Here is a 16,949-nt window from a genome sequence, read left to right as displayed (position 1 = left end):
TGCGGGGTGGCCGCGTACTCGAAAAAAGCGGGAAGGCCGCCGCCGGTCGGACGGCGGCCTTCCCGGCGGGCTCAGCCCTGGGCGCCGAGGCGCTCCAGGATCAGCTCGCGGACGGTCTTGGCGTCGGCCTGGCCGCGGGTGGTCTTCATGACCGCGCCGACCAGGGCGCCGGCCGCCGCGACCTTGCCGCTGCGGATCTTGTCCGCGACGTCGGGGTTCGCGGCGATCGCCTCGTCCACGGCGGCGGTCAGCGCGCCGGTGTCGGAGACGACCTCCAGGTTGCGGTTGGTCATGACCTCGGTCGGCGAGCCCTCGCCGGCGACCACGCCCTCCAGCACCGTCCGGGCCAGCTTGTCGTTGAGCTTGCCGGCGTCGACCAGGCCCTGCAGCTCGGCGACCTGCTCCGGGGTGGCCCCGACGTCGGCCAGCTCCACGCCGGTCTCGTTGGCCCGCCGGGACAGCTCCCCCAGCCACCACTTGCGGGCGGCGGCCGGGGTGGCGCCGGCGGCGACCGTGGCCTCGATCAGCTCGACGGCGCCGGCGTTGAGCACCGACTGCATGTCCAGGTCGGACAGGCCCCACTGCTCCTGGAGCCGGCGGCGGTGCAGCCGCGGCAGCTCCGGCAGGGCGGCCTTCAGCTCGGCCACCCAGGCGGGGTCCGGCGCGAGCGGCACCAGGTCCGGCTCCGGGAAGTACCGGTAGTCGGTGGCGGTCTCCTTGGACCGGCCCGGCGTGGTGTCGCCGGTGTCCTCGTGGAAGTGCCGGGTCTCCTGGGTGATCTTCCCGCCGGCGTCCAGCACCGACGCCTGGCGCAGCATCTCCGACCGGACCGCGCGCTCGACCGACCGCAGCGAGTTGACGTTCTTGGTCTCGGTGCGCGTGCCCCACTCCTCGCCCGGGAGGTTCAGCGAGGTGTTGACGTCGCAGCGCAGCGAGCCCTCCTCCATCCGGACGTCGGAGACACCCAGCGTGCGGAGCACGTCCCGCAACTCGGTCACGTACGCCCGGGCCACCTCCGGCGCCAGCGCGCCGGTGCCGGGAACCGGCTTGGTGACGATCTCCACCAGCGGGATGCCGGCCCGGTTGTAGTCGACCAGCGACTCGGTCGCGCCGTGGATGCGGCCGGTGGCGCCACCGACGTGCAGCGTCTTGCCGGTGTCCTCCTCCAGGTGCACCCGCTCGATGCCGATCCGCACCAGCTCGCCGCCGACCTCGACGTCCAGGTAGCCGTCGAAGCACAGCGGCTCGTCGTACTGGCTGATCTGGAAGTCCTTCGGCATGTCCGGGTAGAAGTAGTTCTTCCGGGCGAACCGGCACCACTCGGCAATCGAGCAGTTCAGCGCCAGGCCGATCCGGATCGTCGCCTCGATGGCCGCCTTGTTGGCCACCGGCAGCGAGCCGGGCAGGCCCAGGCAGACCGGGCAGACCCGGGTGTTCGGTTCGCCGCCGAAGTCCGTCGGGCAGCCGCAGAACATCTTGGTGTTCGTGCCCAGCTCGACGTGGGTCTCCAGGCCGATCACCGGTTCGTAGCGCGCGACGACCTCGTCGTACGCGGGCAGTGTCGTGGTCATCTGAGCTCCTGCCTCACAGCGCCGGTGGGGTGAACGTGCCGACCACGGACTCCAGCGCGGCGGCGACCCGGTACATCCGGTCGTCGGCCATCGTCGGGGCCATCACCTGCAGGCCGACGGGGAGCCCGTCGGAGAGGCCGCAGGGCACCGAGATGCCCGGGCCGCCGTACAGGTTGGTCGGGATGGTGAAGAGGTCCGCCAGGTACATCTGGTACGGGTCGGCGGTGCGCGCCCCGATCGGGAACGCCACGAACGGGGTGGTCGGCGAGATCAGCGCGTCGACCTGCTCGAAGGCGGCGGTGAAGTCCCGGGTGATCAGGGTGCGGACCTTCTGCGCCTGCCCGTAGTAGGCGTCGTAGTAGCCCGAGGAGAGCGCGTACGTGCCGATCATGATGCGCCGCTTGACCTCGGCGCCGAAGCCGGCCTCCCGGGTCAGCGACATGACCTCCTCCAGCGACCGGTTGCCGTCGTCGCCGACCCGCAGGCCGAACCGCACGCCGTCGAACCGGGCCAGGTTGGAGGAGCACTCGCTCGGCGCGATCAGGTAGTACGCCGGCAGCGCGTAGCGGAAGTGCGGGCAGGACACCTCGACGATCTCGGCGCCCAGCTTGGCCAGCGCGTCCACCGACTCGCGGAACGCGGCCAGCACGCCCGGCTCGGCGCCCTCGCCGGTGAACTCGGTGACCACACCGAGCTTCACCCCGGTCAGGTCGCCGGTCGCGCCGAGCTTCGCCGCGCCCACCACGTCCGGCACCGGCTGCGGGATGGAGGTGGAATCGCGCGGGTCGTGCCCGCCGATCACCTGGTGCAGCAGCGCGGCGTCGAGCACCGTACGCGCGCACGGGCCCGGGGTGTCCAGCGACGAGGAGAACGCCACCAGGCCGTACCGGGAGGTGCCGCCGTAGGTGGGCTTGGCGCCGACGGTGCCGGTGACCGCGCCGGGCTGGCGGATCGAGCCGCCGGTGTCCGAGCCGATCGACAGCGGGGCCTCGTACGCGGCGAGCGCGGCGGCGCTGCCGCCACCGGAGCCGCCCGGGATCCGGTCCAGGTCCCACGGGTTGTGGGTCGGCCCGTACGCGGAGTATTCGGTGGAGGAGCCCATCGCGAACTCGTCCATGTTCGTCTTGCCGAGCATCACCGTGCCGGCGTCGCGCAGCCGCTGCACGATCGTCGAGTCGTACGGCGGGCGCCAGCCCTCCAGGATCTTCGACCCGACGGTGGTCGGCACGCCCTTGGTGGTGAGGACGTCCTTGACCGCGACCGGCACGCCGGCCAGCGGGCCCAACTCCTCGCCGGCGGCCCGGCGCTCGTCCACCCGGCGGGCCGCGGCCAGCGCGCCCTCGGTGTCGACGTGCAGGAACGCGTGCACCCGGTCGTCGACGGCGGCGATCCGGTCCAGGTGGGCCTGCGTCACCTCGACCGCGGAGGTCTCGCCCTTCGCCACCAGCCCGGCGATCTCGGTCGCGGTGAGCTTGATCAACTCGCTCATGAAGCCACATCCTCGTCCAGGATCCGCGGAACGCGGAACCGCTGCTGGTCGACGTCGGGCGCGCCGGACAGCGCCTCCTCCGGGGTCAGGCACGGCGTCACCACGTCCTCGCGGAGCACGTTGGTCAGCGGCACCGAGTGGGAGGTCGGCGGGATGTCCGCCGCGGCGACCTCGCCGACCTGGGCGACCGACTGGAGGATCACGTCGAGCTGGCCGGCGAAGGTGTCCAGCTCCTCCTCGGTGACGGCGAGCCGCGACAGTCGCGCCAGGTGCGCGACCTCCTCGCGGGAGATGGCGGCCATCAATGCCCCCTTCGTGGCTGTCCTGCTGGGTCTGCGTGCCGGCCGCGCGGCCGGGTGGTGCGATGACGCGCGGTGACCGGACGAGTCTATTGTCCTGCGCTCCCGCCGACGCCTCCGACTCCCCCTCCCCCTCCGCCCGTCCCGCCGACGGGGACGGTCACCGGGTCGGCCGGCGCGGCACCTCCGCGTCCCCGCTCGACGCCGGGCGCACCGGCCGGTACCGGGCGAGCCAGGTGACCAGCTCCTCCGCCGGCATGGGCCGGGCGTGGAACCAGCCCTGCGCCACGTCGCAGCCGGCCGCGTGCAGCAACCGCCAGGTCCGCTCGTCCTCGACGCCCTCGGCCACCACCCGCAGCCCGAGCGCCCCGGCCAGCTCGATCATCGACCGGACGATCGCCGCGTCGTCGGGATCGTCGGCCATGCCCAGCACGAACGAGCGGTCCACCTTCACCTCGGACAGCGGCAGCCGGCGCAGGTGCTGCAACGACGAGTAGCCGGTGCCGAAGTCGTCCAGCGCGATGGCGACCCCGATGCGGTGCAGCTGGGTGATGCTGGCCAGCACCCGCCGAGGGTCGGCCATCAGCGCGCCCTCGGTGATCTCCACCTGGAGGCGCTCGGGGCGGACGCCGTACCGGGCGAGCCGGTCGGCGATCTGGTCGGCGACCTCCCCGGTGTGCAGGTCGCGGACGCTGACGTTGAGCGCGGCCCGCAGGGTGATCCCTGCCGCCGACCACTTCGCCAACTGTTCGACCACGTCGTCCACCACCCGCCGGGTGAGCAGCCGCATCACCGCGCTCTGCTCGGCGACCTGGATCAGCTCCCCCGGGTCGACCATGCCGCGGCGCGGGTGCCGCCAGCGCAGCAGCGCCTCCACCCCGACGACGTCGCCCGTGGCGATGGCGATCTGCGGCTGGTAGTACATCGTGATCTCGCCCGGGTCGTCGCCCGGGTCCCCGTCCCGCGCCGGCACCGCGCGCACCGGGGCGGCCACCGGGGTGGGGACCGGCGGGGCGTCCGGCGCGGCGACCGGCGCGGCGACCGGCGCTGCGTCCGGGCCGTCGCTCCCGTCGACCGGCCCGCGGCCGCCGGCTTCCTCCGCTGCGGCCGACCGGGCCGCCCGGCGCCGGATCGGGTCGGCCCGGGTGACGATCTCGTTGATCAGGTCGTCGTCGTGCCGGACCTCCGGCCGTTCCCGACGGCGCCGCAGGCGCCACCGCCCCGACCCACCCCGTGGCCCGTCGGCGGTCAGGCCGCCGGTCGCCGGCGGCAGCGCCGCCCCGGCGGGGAGCACCGCGCCGTCGCCGCCGCGCGTGCCGACCGGGTCGGGCGATGCCGGCCCCGCTTCGAGCACGCGGCGCAGGTCGGCCAGGAGGCTCAGCCGCTCGGCCGAGTTGTGGTCCGACTCGGCGGCGTAGACGGCGACGGTGTCGTTGCGATGCTTGGCGTCGTACATGGCCACGTCGGCGTGGCGCATCAGGGTGGCGAAGTCCTCGCCGTGCTCGGGGAAGAGGGCGATGCCGATCGAGCCGCCGACGTCCAGCGGCAGGCCGTCGAGACAGACCGGCTCGGTGAGCGCGGCGGCGACCCGTTCGGCCCGCACGCGGGCCTCGTCGGTGCCGGTCAGCCCGGGGACCACGATGGCGAATTCGTCCCCGCCGAGCCGGGCGACGAGGTCGCCGTCGGGGACCACGTCGGTGAGCCGGGCGCTCACCTCGACCAGCAGCCGGTCCCCCACCGCGTGCCCGAGGGCGTCGTTGACGTGCTTGAACCGGTCCAGGTCGATCAGCAGCAGGGCGACGTGCGCGGCGCGCTCACCCCGGGCGGCCCGCTCGGCGTGCAGGTGGACCTGCTCGGCCACCTCGGCCAGCAGTGCCTTGCGGTTGGGCAGCCCGGTGAGCGGGTCGAGCGCGGCCAGTTGCTCCTGCTCCGTGGAGAGCCGGGCCATCCGGTAGACCGCGAAGAGCGGCACCAGCACCAGCGGGATCAGCGCGGCGCTGGCCCGCGCGGCGGCCACCAGCACCGGGGCGAGCAGCAGCAGCGAGCCGGTGGAGAGCAGCTCGTACACCAGGCCGTGGCGCAGGCTGGGCCACCAGCGGTCGCCGAACCGCAACCGGATCGCGGTGGTGACCAGGCCGTAGTTGACCACGAACCAGGCGGCGGTGGCGCCGCCGACCGCGGCCACGTCCGTCCAGTGCAGCCGGCCACCGTCGAAGATGTCGCCGGGACCGAGCCGGGTGATCACGTACGCGGCGGCGAGGGCGCAGGCGTACTGGGCGGCGTTGAAGCCGGTACGCCACACGGTGTGCCCCATCCGCCAGCCGGAGACGGCCACCGCGACCGCCTGCACCGCCACCGCCGGGCCGAGTCCCCAGCCGAGCAGGATGGCGAAGGTGAAGCAGGTCGACGGGAAGACCGCGGAGGTCTGCCGCCGGCCGGGCGGGACGAAGGGACGGGCGTCGCAGGCGACGGCGAGCGCCGCCATGGTCCAGAAGGCCGCCGGCAGGTGAGGCAGCCGCTCGGGCAGCCCGGCCAGCGGAGCGGCCGAGAGCAGCACGGCGAGGACGAAGATCGCGGCGACGAAGCCGAAGAACGGCGTCACCCGCCCTGGTGGGACGGAGTTGCGCGGATCGGCCGCCGCCATCGCACCTCCCGGGATCGGCCGTGGCGTGCTCCGCTCACACGCCGTGCATCAATGAAACGCCCTCGGTCCCGGATTCCCCGACATGACAGTCACGAATCGGTCGTAGTCGTAATTAAGTTGGTATACGCCGCAGGGCCTCCGTCCGGGCCCGCCGGGTCACTCCTGAACGCGGGCGACCTCCCGGGCGGCGTCCGGGCCGGACTCCAGCAGCACCCGGAAGCCCTCCTCGTCCAGGACCGGCAGCTTGAGGCTGACGGCCTTGTCCGCCTTGCTACCGGGGTTGTCCCCGACCACCACGAAGCTGGTCTTCTTGGAGACCGAGCCGGTGACCTTGCCGCCCCGGCTCTGGATCGCCTCCGACGCCTGGTCGCGGCTGAACCCGGCGAGAGTGCCGGTCACCACCACGGTGAGCCCCTCCAGCGGGCGCGGCCCCTCGTCCACCGCCTCCTCGGCCATCCGTACGCCCGACTCGGCCCACTTGCGCACCACCTCGCGGTGCCAGTCGACGGCGAACCACTCCTTGATGCTGGCGGCGATGGTCGGGCCCACGCCGTCCACGGAGGACAGCTCCTCCTCACCGGCCCGGTCGATGGCCTCGATCGAGCGGAAGTGCCGGGCGAGGGCCTGCGCGGCGGTGGGGCCGACGTGCCGGATGGAGAGCGCCACCAGCACCCGCCACAGGTCGCGTTCCTTGGCCACGGCGAGGTTGTCCAGCAGCTTGGTGGCGTTGCTGCCCAGGCTGCCGTCCTTGTTGACGAAGAACGGCGAGCGGGCCAGCTGGTCGGCGTCGAGGGCGAACAGGTCGCCCTCGTCGGCGATGATCTGCGCGTCCAGCAGCGCGGCGGCGCCCTTGTAGCCGAGCACCTCGATGTCGAAGGCGCCCCGGCCCGCCAGGTGGAACACCCGCTCACGCAGCTGCGCCGGGCAGCTGCGGGTGTTGGGGCAGCGGATGTCGACATCGCCCTCTTTCGCCGGGGCGAGCGGGGTGCCGCAGGCCGGGCAGGTGGTGGGCATGACGAACGGCCGGGCGTCGGCGGGACGCAGGTCGACCACCGGGCCGAGCACCTCGGGGATCACGTCGCCGGCCTTGCGCAGCACCACCGTGTCGCCGATCAGCACCCCCTTGCGCTCGACCTCGCGGGCGTTGTGCAGGGTGGCCAGGGCGACCGTGGAGCCGGCCACCCGGACCGGTTCGAGGACGGCGAACGGGGTGACCCGGCCGGTACGCCCGACGTTGACGTCGATGTCGAGCAGCTTGGTGGTCACCTCCTCCGGCGGGTACTTGAAGGCGATCGCCCAGCGCGGTGCGCGGCTGGTCGAGCCGAGCCGGCCCTGGATGGAGACCGGGTCGACCTTGACCACCACGCCGTCGATCTCGTGCTCGACGTCGTGCCGGTGCTCGGCGTAGTAGGCGACGTATTCCGCGACGCCGGCCAGGTCGGGCACCACCCGGACCCGGTCGCTGGTCGGCAGCCCCCACGCCCTCAGCGCCGCGTACGACTCGGACTGCGCCGCCGGCTGGAACCCCCGGCGGGCGCCGATGCCGTGCACCACCAGCCGCAGCGGCCGGGACGCGGTGATCCGGGGGTCCTTCTGCCGCAGGCTGCCGGCGGCCGCGTTGCGCGGGTTGGCGAACGGGGCCCGGCCCTGTTCCACCAGGCCGGCGTTGAGGTCGGCGAAGGCGGCGACCGGGAAGTAGATCTCGCCCCGGACCTCGAGGAACTCCGGCACGTCGGGGAAGTCGTCGGACGGGGTCAGCCGGGCCGGCACGTCGCGGATGCTGCGGACGTTGGCCGTCACGTCCTCGCCGGTGCGCCCGTCACCCCGGGTGGCCGCCCGGACCAGCCGCCCCTTGTCGTAGGTGAGGTTGATCGCGAGGCCGTCGACCTTCAGCTCGCACAGGTAGGGCACCGGACCGCCGGCGTCCCGCTCGACCCGCTCGGCCCAGGCGGCCAGTTCCTCGTCGGCGAAGGCGTTGTCCAGCGAGAGCATCCGCTCGGCGTGGGTGACCGGGGTGAAGTCGGTGGAGAAGGTGCCGCCGACCCGCTGGGTCGGCGAGTCGGGGGTGCGCAGGGCCGGGAACTCCGCCTCCAGCGCCTCCAGCTCGCGCAGCTGCTTGTCGAACTCCGCGTCGGAGATGGTGGGCGCGTCGAGGACGTAGTAGCGGTACTGGTGCTCGGTGAGCTCCTGGCTCAGCGTGGCGTGCCGCTCCCGCGCCTCCGGGGTCGGCTCGGCGCCCGCCGCCGCCTCCTGCGCGGGGCTGACCTGCTGGGGAATCGCTTCTTCGGACACCCTGCCGCCTTCCGACACCGCCGTCGACCTCCCGTGCTCGTGCTTCCCCCGCACGGTAGCGGTCGGGTGGGACAGGCGTCCCGGCACCCGCCCTGACCAGGTACGCCGACGGTCCGCGGGGGCGCCCGTCGCGCCGCCGGGCGGACCGGCCGGGGGCGTGCGACGATCGCCGCACGGCGGCGACGGGCGCCCGCCACGGGCGAGAGGCAGGGGTACGGATGCCGGAGTGGGTGCTCTGGGCGGCGGCGGTCGTCGGCGCCGTCGCGGCCGGCTGGCTGTGGAACGAGTGGCGCCGCCGGGCGGCCGATCGTTCGTCCGCGCCCCGCGACGGCGCCCGTTCGGCAGGGACGGGCAGGCGTCCGGGTCGCCGGACCGGACCGGCCGGCACCCGCCCCGGCAGCGGGCGGACCAGCGCGCCGCCCCGGCCCCGCAGCAAAGACCGCCGGCCGGCCGGCGCGCCGCGACCGGGCGAGATCTGGTGGGCCGACGTGCCGTACGCCGACGGCACCGGCTCGAAGATGCGCCCCTGCCTGGTGTTGCGGGCCGGCGACGGGGGTGCCGACGTCCTGAAGATCACCAGCCAGGACAAGTCCGACCGGGATGACCACGTCCGGATCCCCACCCGGAGCTGGGACGCCGACGCCGACCACGACAGCTTCCTCGACGTCAGCGAGCCGATCCACGTCCCCGCCAGCGCCTTCGCCGACCGGGCCGGCACCTGTGACCAGACCCTCTGGCGCCAGCTGCGCAAACTTCCCCACCTGACCACCTGACCCCAGGCACACCAGCCCGCTCCGCAGCCCCCGCGAGGCGGCCGGCGGGCGGCTGGCGCGGGGTCAGTCGTGGGAGGCGGCGAGGGTGGCGAGCTGGTCGGCGTACTCGATGCGGGTGGACCAGTCGGCGGGCCAGGCCGGCATGCCGTGGGCCGCGCCGACGAAGGCGCCGGCGAGGGCGGCGATGGAGTCGGAGTCGCCGGCGGTGGTGGCGCCCCGGGCCAGCGCGCCGACCGGGTCGTCGGCGTGCCGGATCGCGCAGAGCAGCGCGGTGGCCAGCGCCTCCTCGGCGATCCAGCCCTCGCCGGTGAGCCGGCACGGGTCGCCGCCGTCGTCAGGGCGGGCCAGCGCCGCGTCGAGCCGGCCGAGCACGCGCAGGCACTCGTCCCAGCCCCGGGCGATGAACTCCGCCGGCGTCCGCTCGCCCGGGCGCTGCCACAGGTCGCCGAGCCAGTCGGCCCGGTAGACCGTGCGCTGCCCGTGGGCCCGGGCGGTGAGCAGCCCGGGCAGCTCTGCCAGCGCCGCGCCGTCGCGCAGCAGGCGGACCGCGTACGCGGTCAGCTCGCTGGCCGCCAGCCCGGTCGGGTGACCGTGGGTCAGGCCGGCCTGAAGCTGGGCCAGCCCGGCGAGAGTGTCCAGGTCGACGTCGAGCAGCCCGACCGGGGTGACCCGCATGTTGGCGCCGCACCCCTTCGAGTCGGCCACCGTCGCCTCCTGCCACCGGACGCCCAGCGACAGCTCGGCGCAGGCCCGCAGGCAGGTCATGCCGGGCGCGCGGTTGTTGTCCGGGCTGACCGACCAGTCGACGAAGCGCTGCTGCAGCAGCGGCGCCACCGCCTCCGGGGTGAACGCGGGCGCGTCGTGCAGCGCCCAGGCGACGGCGAGCGCCATCTGGGTGTCGTCCGTGACCAGCGCCGGGTCACCGGCCAGCTCGCGCGGGCCGGCCGGGCCGTACCGGCGGACGATCTCGGCGACGGTGAGGAACTCGGTGGGCTTGCCCAGGGCGTCCCCGTAGGCGAGACCGAAGAGCGAGCCGGAGGCCCGGCGGAGCGAGAAGTCGATCACGGGGGCGATCATGCCCGGTGCCGGCAACCCCCGCCAGGTCGACCGCCCGCCGCGGGTCAGTCCCAGCAGAGGCAGAACGGGTGCCCGGCGGGGTCGGCGTACACCCGGAAGCCGTCGCCCTGGCCCGGCAGCCGCCGGGCGCCCAGAGCCAGCGCCGCCTTCTCCGCGGTCTCGATGTCGTCCACCGTCACGTCGAGGTGGAACTGCTGGGGCCGCTCCGGATCGGGCCAGGCCGGCGGGCGCAGGTTGCGCGCCCGCTGAAAGGCGAGCCGGGGCTGGTGCCCCGGCGGGCCGCCGAGCACCACCCAGTCGTCACCGTCGGAGTTGTCCTCGATCGGCGGCAGGCCGAGCAGCTCGGCGTAGAAGCCGGCCAGGGCCCGCGGATCGGGGCAGTCGATCACCACGGAACGCAGTTGTCCAATCATGCCGGTCATCCTGCCCCGCAGGTACGACGGAAAACCTCACTCCTCGGACAGCCGCCGGCCGGCGTCCCGGCAGGCGGCCAGCACCGCGCGGGCGTACTGCGGGGTGGCCCCGGCGAGGCCGCAGGCCGGGGTGACCACCACCTGCTCGGCGAGCTGGCGGCGGGCAAAGCCGAGGCGGTCCCAGAGCAGGCGTACCCGATCGGCGACCTCGGCCGAGGTCGGCGCGCGACCGGCGGACGGCGGCAGCGTGGGCGCGGCGCCGGCCAGCAGCCCGAGCCCGGCGTCGATCGCCTCGCCGAGCGGGTCCAGGTCGGTGACCAGGCCCAGGTCCAGCGCCACCCCGACCGCCCCGGCGGTGCGGATCAGCTCCAGCGGCACGTCCGGGGCGCAGCAGTGCACCACGGTCGGTGTCCCGGCGGCGTCGATCACCGTGCGCAGCAGCGTGCGGGCGACCTCCGTCTCGACGGCCCGGTGGGTGCCGAAGCCGCTCTCGGTGGGCACCCGGCCGACCAGTACCGCCGGCAGGGACGGCTCGTCGAGCTGAAGCACCACCGACGCGCGGGGCAGCCGCCGGCGCACCGCCTCGACGTGCCCGCGCAGCCCTTCGGCGAGCGACCCGGTGAGGTCGCGCACCGCGCCCGGGTCGCGCAGCAGCTTGCCACCGATCGGCAGCTCCAGCGCGGCGGCCAGGGTGAACGGGCCGGCCGCCTGCACCTTCACGGGCCCGGCGTACTCCTCGGCCTGCTCGGCGAGCTGGTCCAGGTCGCGTTCCAGCAGGTCCCGGGCGCGGCGCAGGTCCCGTCCGGGGCGTGGGGCGATCCGCCAGCGGCCCGCGTACAGCTCGACCGGCAGGTCCACCAGCAGGCCGCCGGTGCGGCCGATCAGGTCGGCGCCCGGCCCCCGGGCGGGCAGCTCGGGCAGGTGCGGAAAGGCGGGCAGCTCACCGAGCACGATCCGCTGCGCCTCGGCGATGTCGGTGCCGGGCAGCGAACCGATGCCGGTCGCCGCCCCGGCGGGCCAGGGCCATGCGTGATCAGTCACGCGGGAAGACTATCCGCTGCGCCGCCGTCAGCCGGTGATGGTGGCCGAGCCGAGCACCACGTCCCCGGCCGGATCCGGCCGGTACGCCACGATCGCCTGCCCGGCGGCGACCCCGCGGACCGGGCGGCGCAGCTCCGCGGCGAGCCCGTCGGCGGTGACCTCGACGGTGGCGGGCACCACATCGCCGTGCGCCCGCAGCTGCACCTGGCACTCGACCGGCGCGGTCGGCCGCTCGCCACCCGTCCAGACCGGACGGGTCGCGTGGACCTCGGCGACCTCCAGGGCCTCGGCCGGGCCGACGGTCACCGTGTTGGTCTTCGGGGTGATGGAGAGCACGTAGCGGGGCCGGCCGTCCGGGGCGGGCCGGTCCAGGTGCAGCCCGCGCCGCTGGCCGACCGTGTAGGCGTACGCCCCGGAGTGGCTGCCGACCACCGCGCCGCTGACCGCGTCGACCACGTCGCCGGGGGCCTCGCCGAGCCGCTGGGCGAGGAAGCCGCGGGTGTCACCGTCGGCGATGAAGCAGATGTCGTGCGAGTCGGGCTTGTCGGCGACCGCGAGGCCGCGCCGGGCCGCCTCCGCGCGCACCTCGGCCTTGGTGGAGTCACCGAGCGGGAAGATCGACCGGTCCAGCTGCGCGCGGGTCAGCACCGCGAGCACGTACGACTGGTCCTTGGCCAGGTCGACGCTGCGCCGCAGCAGGCCGTCGGCGCCGAGCCGGGCGTGATGGCCGGTGACCACCGCGTCGAAGCCCAGGGCCACGGCCCGGTCCAGCACCGCGGCGAACTTGATCTTTTCGTTGCAGCGCAGGCAGGGATTCGGGGTACGACCGGCCGCGTACTCGGCGACGAAGTCGTCCACCACGTCTTCGTGGAACCGGTCGGCCATGTCCCAGACGTAGAACGGGATGCCGATCACGTCGGCGGCCCGCCGGGCGTCCCGCGAGTCCTCCAACGTGCAGCAGCCGCGCGCCCCGGTCCGGTAGGTCTGCGGGTTGCGGGCCAGCGCCAGGTGCACGCCGGTCACGTCGTGCCCCGCCTCGACGGCGCGCGCCGCCGCCACCGCGGAGTCCACCCCGCCCGACATCGCCGCCAGAACCCTCACCAGCCCACTCCCTTCATCGCACCGAGCGTAGCCGGGTCAGCGGGGGGTGCGGAGGGAGGCGGCACGGCGGGCGCGGTCGACGGCGGCGGGCAGGGCGGCGATGAGGGCATCGACGTCGGCGCGGGTGCTGGTGTGGCCGAGGGTGAAGCGCAGCGAGGAGCGGGCGCGGTCATCGTCGGCACCCATCGCCAGCAGCACGTGGCTGGGCTGGGCCACCCCCGCCGAGCAGGCCGAGCCGGTGGAGCAGGCGATGCCCTGGGCGTCGAGCAGGAGCAGCAGGGCGTCGCCCTCGCAGCCGGGGAAGGAGAAGTGGGCGTTGCCGGGGAGACGGTCGACCGGGTCGCCGTTGAAGACCACCTCGGGCACCGCCCGGCGGACCCGCTCCACCAGCTCGTCGCGGAGCGCGGCCACCCGGGCGGCGTACTCCTGCTGCCCCTTCACCGCGGCCTCGACGGCCACCGCGAAGGCCACGATGCCGGCGGTGTCGAGGGTGCCGGAGCGGACGTCCCGCTCCTGGCCGCCGCCGTGCAGCAGCGGGGTGGCCGCGACGTCCCGGGCCAGCAGCAGCGCGCCGACCCCGGTGGGGCCGCCCAGCTTGTGCCCGGTGACGGTGAGCGCGGCGACCCCGCTGGCGGCGAAGTCGACCGGCACCTGGCCGACGGCCTGGATCGCGTCGGTGTGGAACGGCACGCCGTGCGCGGCGGCGACCGCCGCCAGCTCGGCCACCGGCTGCACCGTGCCGACCTCGTTGTTGGCCCACATGGCGGTGACCAAGGCCACCCGGTCGCCGTGCGCGGCCAGTTCCACGCGGAGCCGCTCCGGGTCGAGCCGGCCGGCGGCGTCCACCGGCAGCCAGCCGACCTCGGCGCCCTCCTGCCCGGCCAGCCAGTCCACGGCGTCCAGCACCGCGTGGTGCTCGACCGCACTGGAGACCACCCGTACCCGCTGCGGATGGGCGGCGCGGCGGGCCCAGAAGATGCCCTTCACGGCGAGGTTGTCGCTCTCCGTGCCGCCGCCGGTGAAGATCACCTCGGAGGGGCGGGCGCCGAGCACGGCGGCCACCCGCTCCCGAGACTCCTCCACCCGCCGGCGGGCACGCCGGCCCGCCGCGTGCAGCGACGACGCGTTGCCGACCTCGCGGGCCGTGGCGACGTACGCCTCGAGTGCCTCGTCGAGCATCGGGGTGGTCGCTGCGTGATCCAGGTATGCCATCACCGTTCAGCCTAACGGCCGAGACCCGGCCCACCGGATGCCGGAGGGGGCCGCCCGGGGCGGGGAGAACGGGCGCTGGCGGCGATCGCTCCCAGCCCGCGGTTGCGCTGGGCGACAAGCAGCTCCACCTGCACGTCGCGAATCTCCCGAAGGTTCCGGGGTACTACGAGGTCTGGCTGATCGATCCCGAGACGAGGCAGCTGTTCTCGGTAGGTACGCTGAGCACGGACTCGGGAGACGAAGTTCTGCCCGATGCCCCCGAACGTGGACCTCCGGACGTACTCGGTGGTCGACGTCTCCGCCGAGCAGTACGACAACAAGCCCGCCCACTCCGGCGACAGTTTGCTGAGGGGCACCCTGACGGGCTGATCGGCGGGCCGGCTCAGCTCCCCGGCCCGCCGATCAGCTCCCTTCCACCGCACGGAAGGGCCGCAACACCGAAAGAGCCGCCGCCCGGATCACCGGACGGCGGCTCTTTCGTGACCGCGGCGGGTCACTTGCGCTTGCGGATCTCCTCGGCGGCCTGCGGGACGACCTTGAACAGGTCGCCCACCACACCGAAGTCTGCCAGCTCGAAGATCGGGGCCTCGCCGTCCTTGTTCACGGCGACGATGGTCTTCGAGGTCTGCATGCCGGCCCGGTGCTGGATCGCGCCGGAGATGCCCAGCGCGACGTAGAGCTGCGGGGAGACGGTCTTGCCGGTCTGGCCGACCTGGAACTGGTGCGGGTAGAAGCCGGAGTCGACGGCCGCGCGGGACGCGCCGACGGCGCCGCCGAGCAGGTCGGCGAGCTCCTCGACCAGCTTGAAGTTGTCGGCGTTGCCGACGCCGCGACCACCGGAGACGACCACTGACGCCTCGGTCAGCTCGGGGCGGGAGCCCTTCTGCTCGGCGACCCGGTCGACGACCTTGGCCAGCTTGTCGGCGTCGGTGACGGCGACGGTGAGCTGCTCCACCGCCGGGGTGGCGGCGGCCGGGGTCGGGTTGACCGAGTTCGGCCGGACGGTGACCAGCGGCAGGCCCTTGGTGACCTTCGACTTGACGATGGTGGAGCCGGCGAAGGCGACCTGGGTCGCGGTGCCGTCGGCGTCGAGGCCGACCACGTCGGTCAGGATGCCGTTGTCCAGCTTGACGGCGAGCCGGGCGGCGATCTCCTTGCCCTCCTGGGCGGAGGCGAGCAGCACGGCGGCCGGCTGTACCCGCTTGACCAGGTCGGCGAGCACGGTGGCCTTCGGGGCCACCAGGTAGCCGTCGATCTCCTCGCCCTCGGCGGCGTAGATCTTCTCCGCGCCGTACTCGCCCAGCTTGGCGCTCAGCGCCTCGGCGGCGCCGGCGCCACCGAGCACCACTGCGCTGGGGGTGCCCAGCTCGCGGGCGAGGGTGAGCATCTCCAGGGTGACCTTCTTGACGCCGAATTCCTTGGTGGCTTCGACGACGACGAGAACCTCAGCCATGTCCTGACCCCTCACACGAACTTCTCGGTGGCGAGGAACTCGACCAGCTTGACGCCGCCCTCGCCCTCGTCGGTGATCTTCGCGCCGCCGGAGCGCGGCGGGCGCTTGGTGTGCTCCAACACGGCGCTGGTCGCGCCGTCGAAGCCCACCTCGGTCGGGGCGACGCCGAGGTCCCCCAGGGAGAGCGTCTGCACCGGCTTCTTCTTGGCGGCCATGATGCCCTTGAAGGACGGGTAGCGCGGCTCGTTGATGGTGTCCCAGACGGAGACCACGGCCGGGGTCGAGGCGGTGACCACCTCGTAGCCCTCCTCGGTCTGCCGCTCGACAGTGAGCGTGGACCCGTCGACGGTGAGCTTGCGCGCGCCGGTCAGGGCGGCGACGCCCAGCCGCTCGGCGATCATGTGCGGCAGGACCTGGACCCGGCCGTCGGTCGACTCGGCGCCGCAGATCACCAGGTCCGCGTTGAGCTGCCCGAGCGCGGCGGCGAGGACCTTCGAGGTGGCCACGGCGCAGGACCCGTGCAGGGCGTCGTCGACGACGTGCACGGCCTTGTCCGGGCCCATGGAGAGGGCCTTGCGGATCGACTCGGTCGCCCGGTCCGGACCCATGGTCAGGATGGTGACCTCGCCGCCGTGCGCCTCCTTGATCTTCAACGCCTCTTCGATGGCGTACTCGTCCATCTCGTTGATGACGTTGTTCGCCGAGCCGCGGTCGACGGTGTTGTCGTCAGAACGCAGGTTGCGGTCCGCGCCCGAATCGGGCACCTGCTTGACGAGTACGACGATATTCATCGCGCTTCGACGACCCTCCTGTTTGGTGATGCGATCACTCGCCCGGTCTCGGGCGCAGCCTCCCGCGTGACTTAACGCTCGGTCAACCGCGGGCTGCTGTGCAGTTGCCCACGGCGCAATGTTACCCGCAAGTAGCATCGCCTCTCCGCGGCCTCAGAGTGACACAGCTCACCGAGGGCCGCAGGGCCGGGTAAGCTCCCGAATCGGGAGGTGACGTACATGTCGGAAACGAGGCGCTCGACGGAAGCCGCGCGGACGGCGCCCGGCGTGGACGCCGCCCGCCGCGCCTGCCGCCGGATGCTGCCGGACACCTACCGCTGCGCCTGCGGACGGGTCCGCGACCGCTGCGTCCGGGCCAGCGTCCGCGCGCTCTGGTCGACCGGCGCGCTCAGACCGGCTCGGTCAGCGCGACCCTGATCTTCTCGACCACCGCCGCCTCCGCCGGCGTCACGCCGTGATGCGCGCCGGCCACCCGGTCGGCCGCCGCCAGCACCACCGACCGGTACGCCTCGACGTCCCCCGGCGACTTCTCCCGCAGGATCCGCACCGCCCGGGTCAGCGCCGGCAGCACGACCGACTCGATCTCCAACGCCGAGTCCCGGGGCAACTGCGGCAGCGGACCGGCGGTGAGCGCCTCCTTCACCACCCCGCTGGCCCCGGCGAACGCTCCGGATGCGGCGGAGCTCTCCCGGATCATCCCGAACATCCCCGGCTCGGTGTTCGACACCAGGAAGACGGCGCCGAACGCCCCCGTCCTGAGGGTGAGCAGTTCCTCCGCCGTCAACCGGTCCAT

General features: G+C 74.0%; 14 protein-coding genes. 1 reads left to right on the top strand and 13 read right to left on the bottom strand.

Annotation, left to right across the window (positions count from 1 at the left end; all coding sequences use genetic code 11):
• Positions 1 to 71: 71 nt before the first annotated feature.
• The 5 genes from gatB to ligA all read right to left on the bottom strand — a co-directional run bounded on the left by gatB (position 72) and on the right by ligA (position 8,295).
• A complete protein-coding gene (gene gatB, locus I8N68_RS18915; RefSeq protein WP_200211632.1) occupies positions 72 to 1,571 on the bottom strand; it encodes an Asp-tRNA(Asn)/Glu-tRNA(Gln) amidotransferase subunit GatB in 1,500 nt (499 codons plus the stop codon).
• A 13-nt stretch (positions 1,572 to 1,584) separates the two neighbouring features.
• The gene (gene gatA, locus I8N68_RS18910) at positions 1,585 to 3,060 is read right to left on the bottom strand and encodes an Asp-tRNA(Asn)/Glu-tRNA(Gln) amidotransferase subunit GatA (RefSeq protein ID WP_200211630.1); all 1,476 of its coding nucleotides are present in this window, start codon (positions 3,058 to 3,060) and stop codon (positions 1,585 to 1,587) included.
• Positions 3,057 to 3,362: an Asp-tRNA(Asn)/Glu-tRNA(Gln) amidotransferase subunit GatC gene (gene gatC / locus I8N68_RS18905; RefSeq protein WP_109800464.1), complete on the bottom strand. Its 306-nt coding sequence runs from the start codon at positions 3,360 to 3,362 to the stop codon at positions 3,057 to 3,059. The genes gatA and gatC overlap by 4 nt, the downstream gene beginning before the upstream one ends.
• Before the next feature lie 157 nt (positions 3,363 to 3,519).
• Positions 3,520 to 6,003 (bottom strand): putative bifunctional diguanylate cyclase/phosphodiesterase, encoded by a 2,484-nt coding sequence (locus I8N68_RS18900; RefSeq protein WP_200211628.1) that lies wholly within the window; start codon positions 6,001 to 6,003, stop codon positions 3,520 to 3,522.
• Positions 6,004 to 6,159: 156 nt separating this feature from the next.
• Complete coding sequence (gene ligA, locus I8N68_RS18895; RefSeq protein ID WP_200211626.1) at positions 6,160 to 8,295, bottom strand: NAD-dependent DNA ligase LigA; 2,136 nt, start codon at positions 8,293 to 8,295, stop codon at positions 6,160 to 6,162.
• Positions 8,296 to 8,513: 218 nt separating this feature from the next.
• On the opposite strand from ligA, the gene I8N68_RS18890 reads away from it, so the two are divergent.
• On the top strand, positions 8,514 to 9,068 hold the full coding sequence (locus I8N68_RS18890) for a type II toxin-antitoxin system PemK/MazF family toxin (RefSeq protein ID WP_200211624.1): 555 nt from the start codon (positions 8,514 to 8,516) through the stop codon (positions 9,066 to 9,068).
• 63 nt (positions 9,069 to 9,131) lie between these two features.
• Here I8N68_RS18890 and I8N68_RS18885 read toward each other — a convergent pair whose 3' ends face one another.
• From I8N68_RS18885 to I8N68_RS18845, 8 genes are all read right to left on the bottom strand, one after another.
• Complete coding sequence (locus tag I8N68_RS18885; protein WP_200211616.1) at positions 9,132 to 10,145, bottom strand: ADP-ribosylglycohydrolase family protein; 1,014 nt, start codon at positions 10,143 to 10,145, stop codon at positions 9,132 to 9,134.
• 44 nt (positions 10,146 to 10,189) lie between these two features.
• On the bottom strand, positions 10,190 to 10,558 hold the full coding sequence (locus I8N68_RS18880) for a VOC family protein (RefSeq protein ID WP_200211614.1): 369 nt from the start codon (positions 10,556 to 10,558) through the stop codon (positions 10,190 to 10,192).
• A gap of 36 nt (positions 10,559 to 10,594) precedes the next feature.
• Positions 10,595 to 11,599: a methionine synthase gene (locus I8N68_RS18875; RefSeq protein WP_200211612.1), complete on the bottom strand. Its 1,005-nt coding sequence runs from the start codon at positions 11,597 to 11,599 to the stop codon at positions 10,595 to 10,597.
• A gap of 27 nt (positions 11,600 to 11,626) precedes the next feature.
• Entirely contained in the window at positions 11,627 to 12,700 is a 1,074-nt protein-coding gene (mnmA, locus tag I8N68_RS18870) for a tRNA 2-thiouridine(34) synthase MnmA (protein ID WP_200211610.1), read from the bottom strand.
• A 36-nt stretch (positions 12,701 to 12,736) separates the two neighbouring features.
• On the bottom strand, positions 12,737 to 13,912 hold the full coding sequence (locus I8N68_RS18865) for a cysteine desulfurase family protein (RefSeq protein WP_200211608.1): 1,176 nt from the start codon (positions 13,910 to 13,912) through the stop codon (positions 12,737 to 12,739).
• Positions 13,913 to 14,405: 493 nt separating this feature from the next.
• Positions 14,406 to 15,365 carry an electron transfer flavoprotein subunit alpha/FixB family protein gene (locus I8N68_RS18855; protein ID WP_200211606.1) on the bottom strand — a complete coding sequence of 320 codons (960 nt, stop codon included), beginning with the start codon at positions 15,363 to 15,365 and terminating at the stop codon, positions 14,406 to 14,408.
• Between the two features lie 11 nt (positions 15,366 to 15,376).
• Positions 15,377 to 16,156, bottom strand: a complete 780-nt coding sequence (locus I8N68_RS18850; protein WP_200211605.1) for an electron transfer flavoprotein subunit beta/FixA family protein — start codon at positions 16,154 to 16,156, stop codon at positions 15,377 to 15,379.
• A gap of 388 nt (positions 16,157 to 16,544) precedes the next feature.
• A complete protein-coding gene (locus tag I8N68_RS18845) occupies positions 16,545 to 16,949 on the bottom strand; it encodes a hypothetical protein (protein ID WP_200211604.1) in 405 nt (134 codons plus the stop codon).

This window comes from Micromonospora coerulea (assembly GCF_016598485.1).
Classification (GTDB): domain Bacteria; phylum Actinomycetota; class Actinomycetes; order Mycobacteriales; family Micromonosporaceae; genus Micromonospora; species Micromonospora coerulea.
This window is presented reverse-complemented; position numbering and strand designations above follow the sequence as displayed.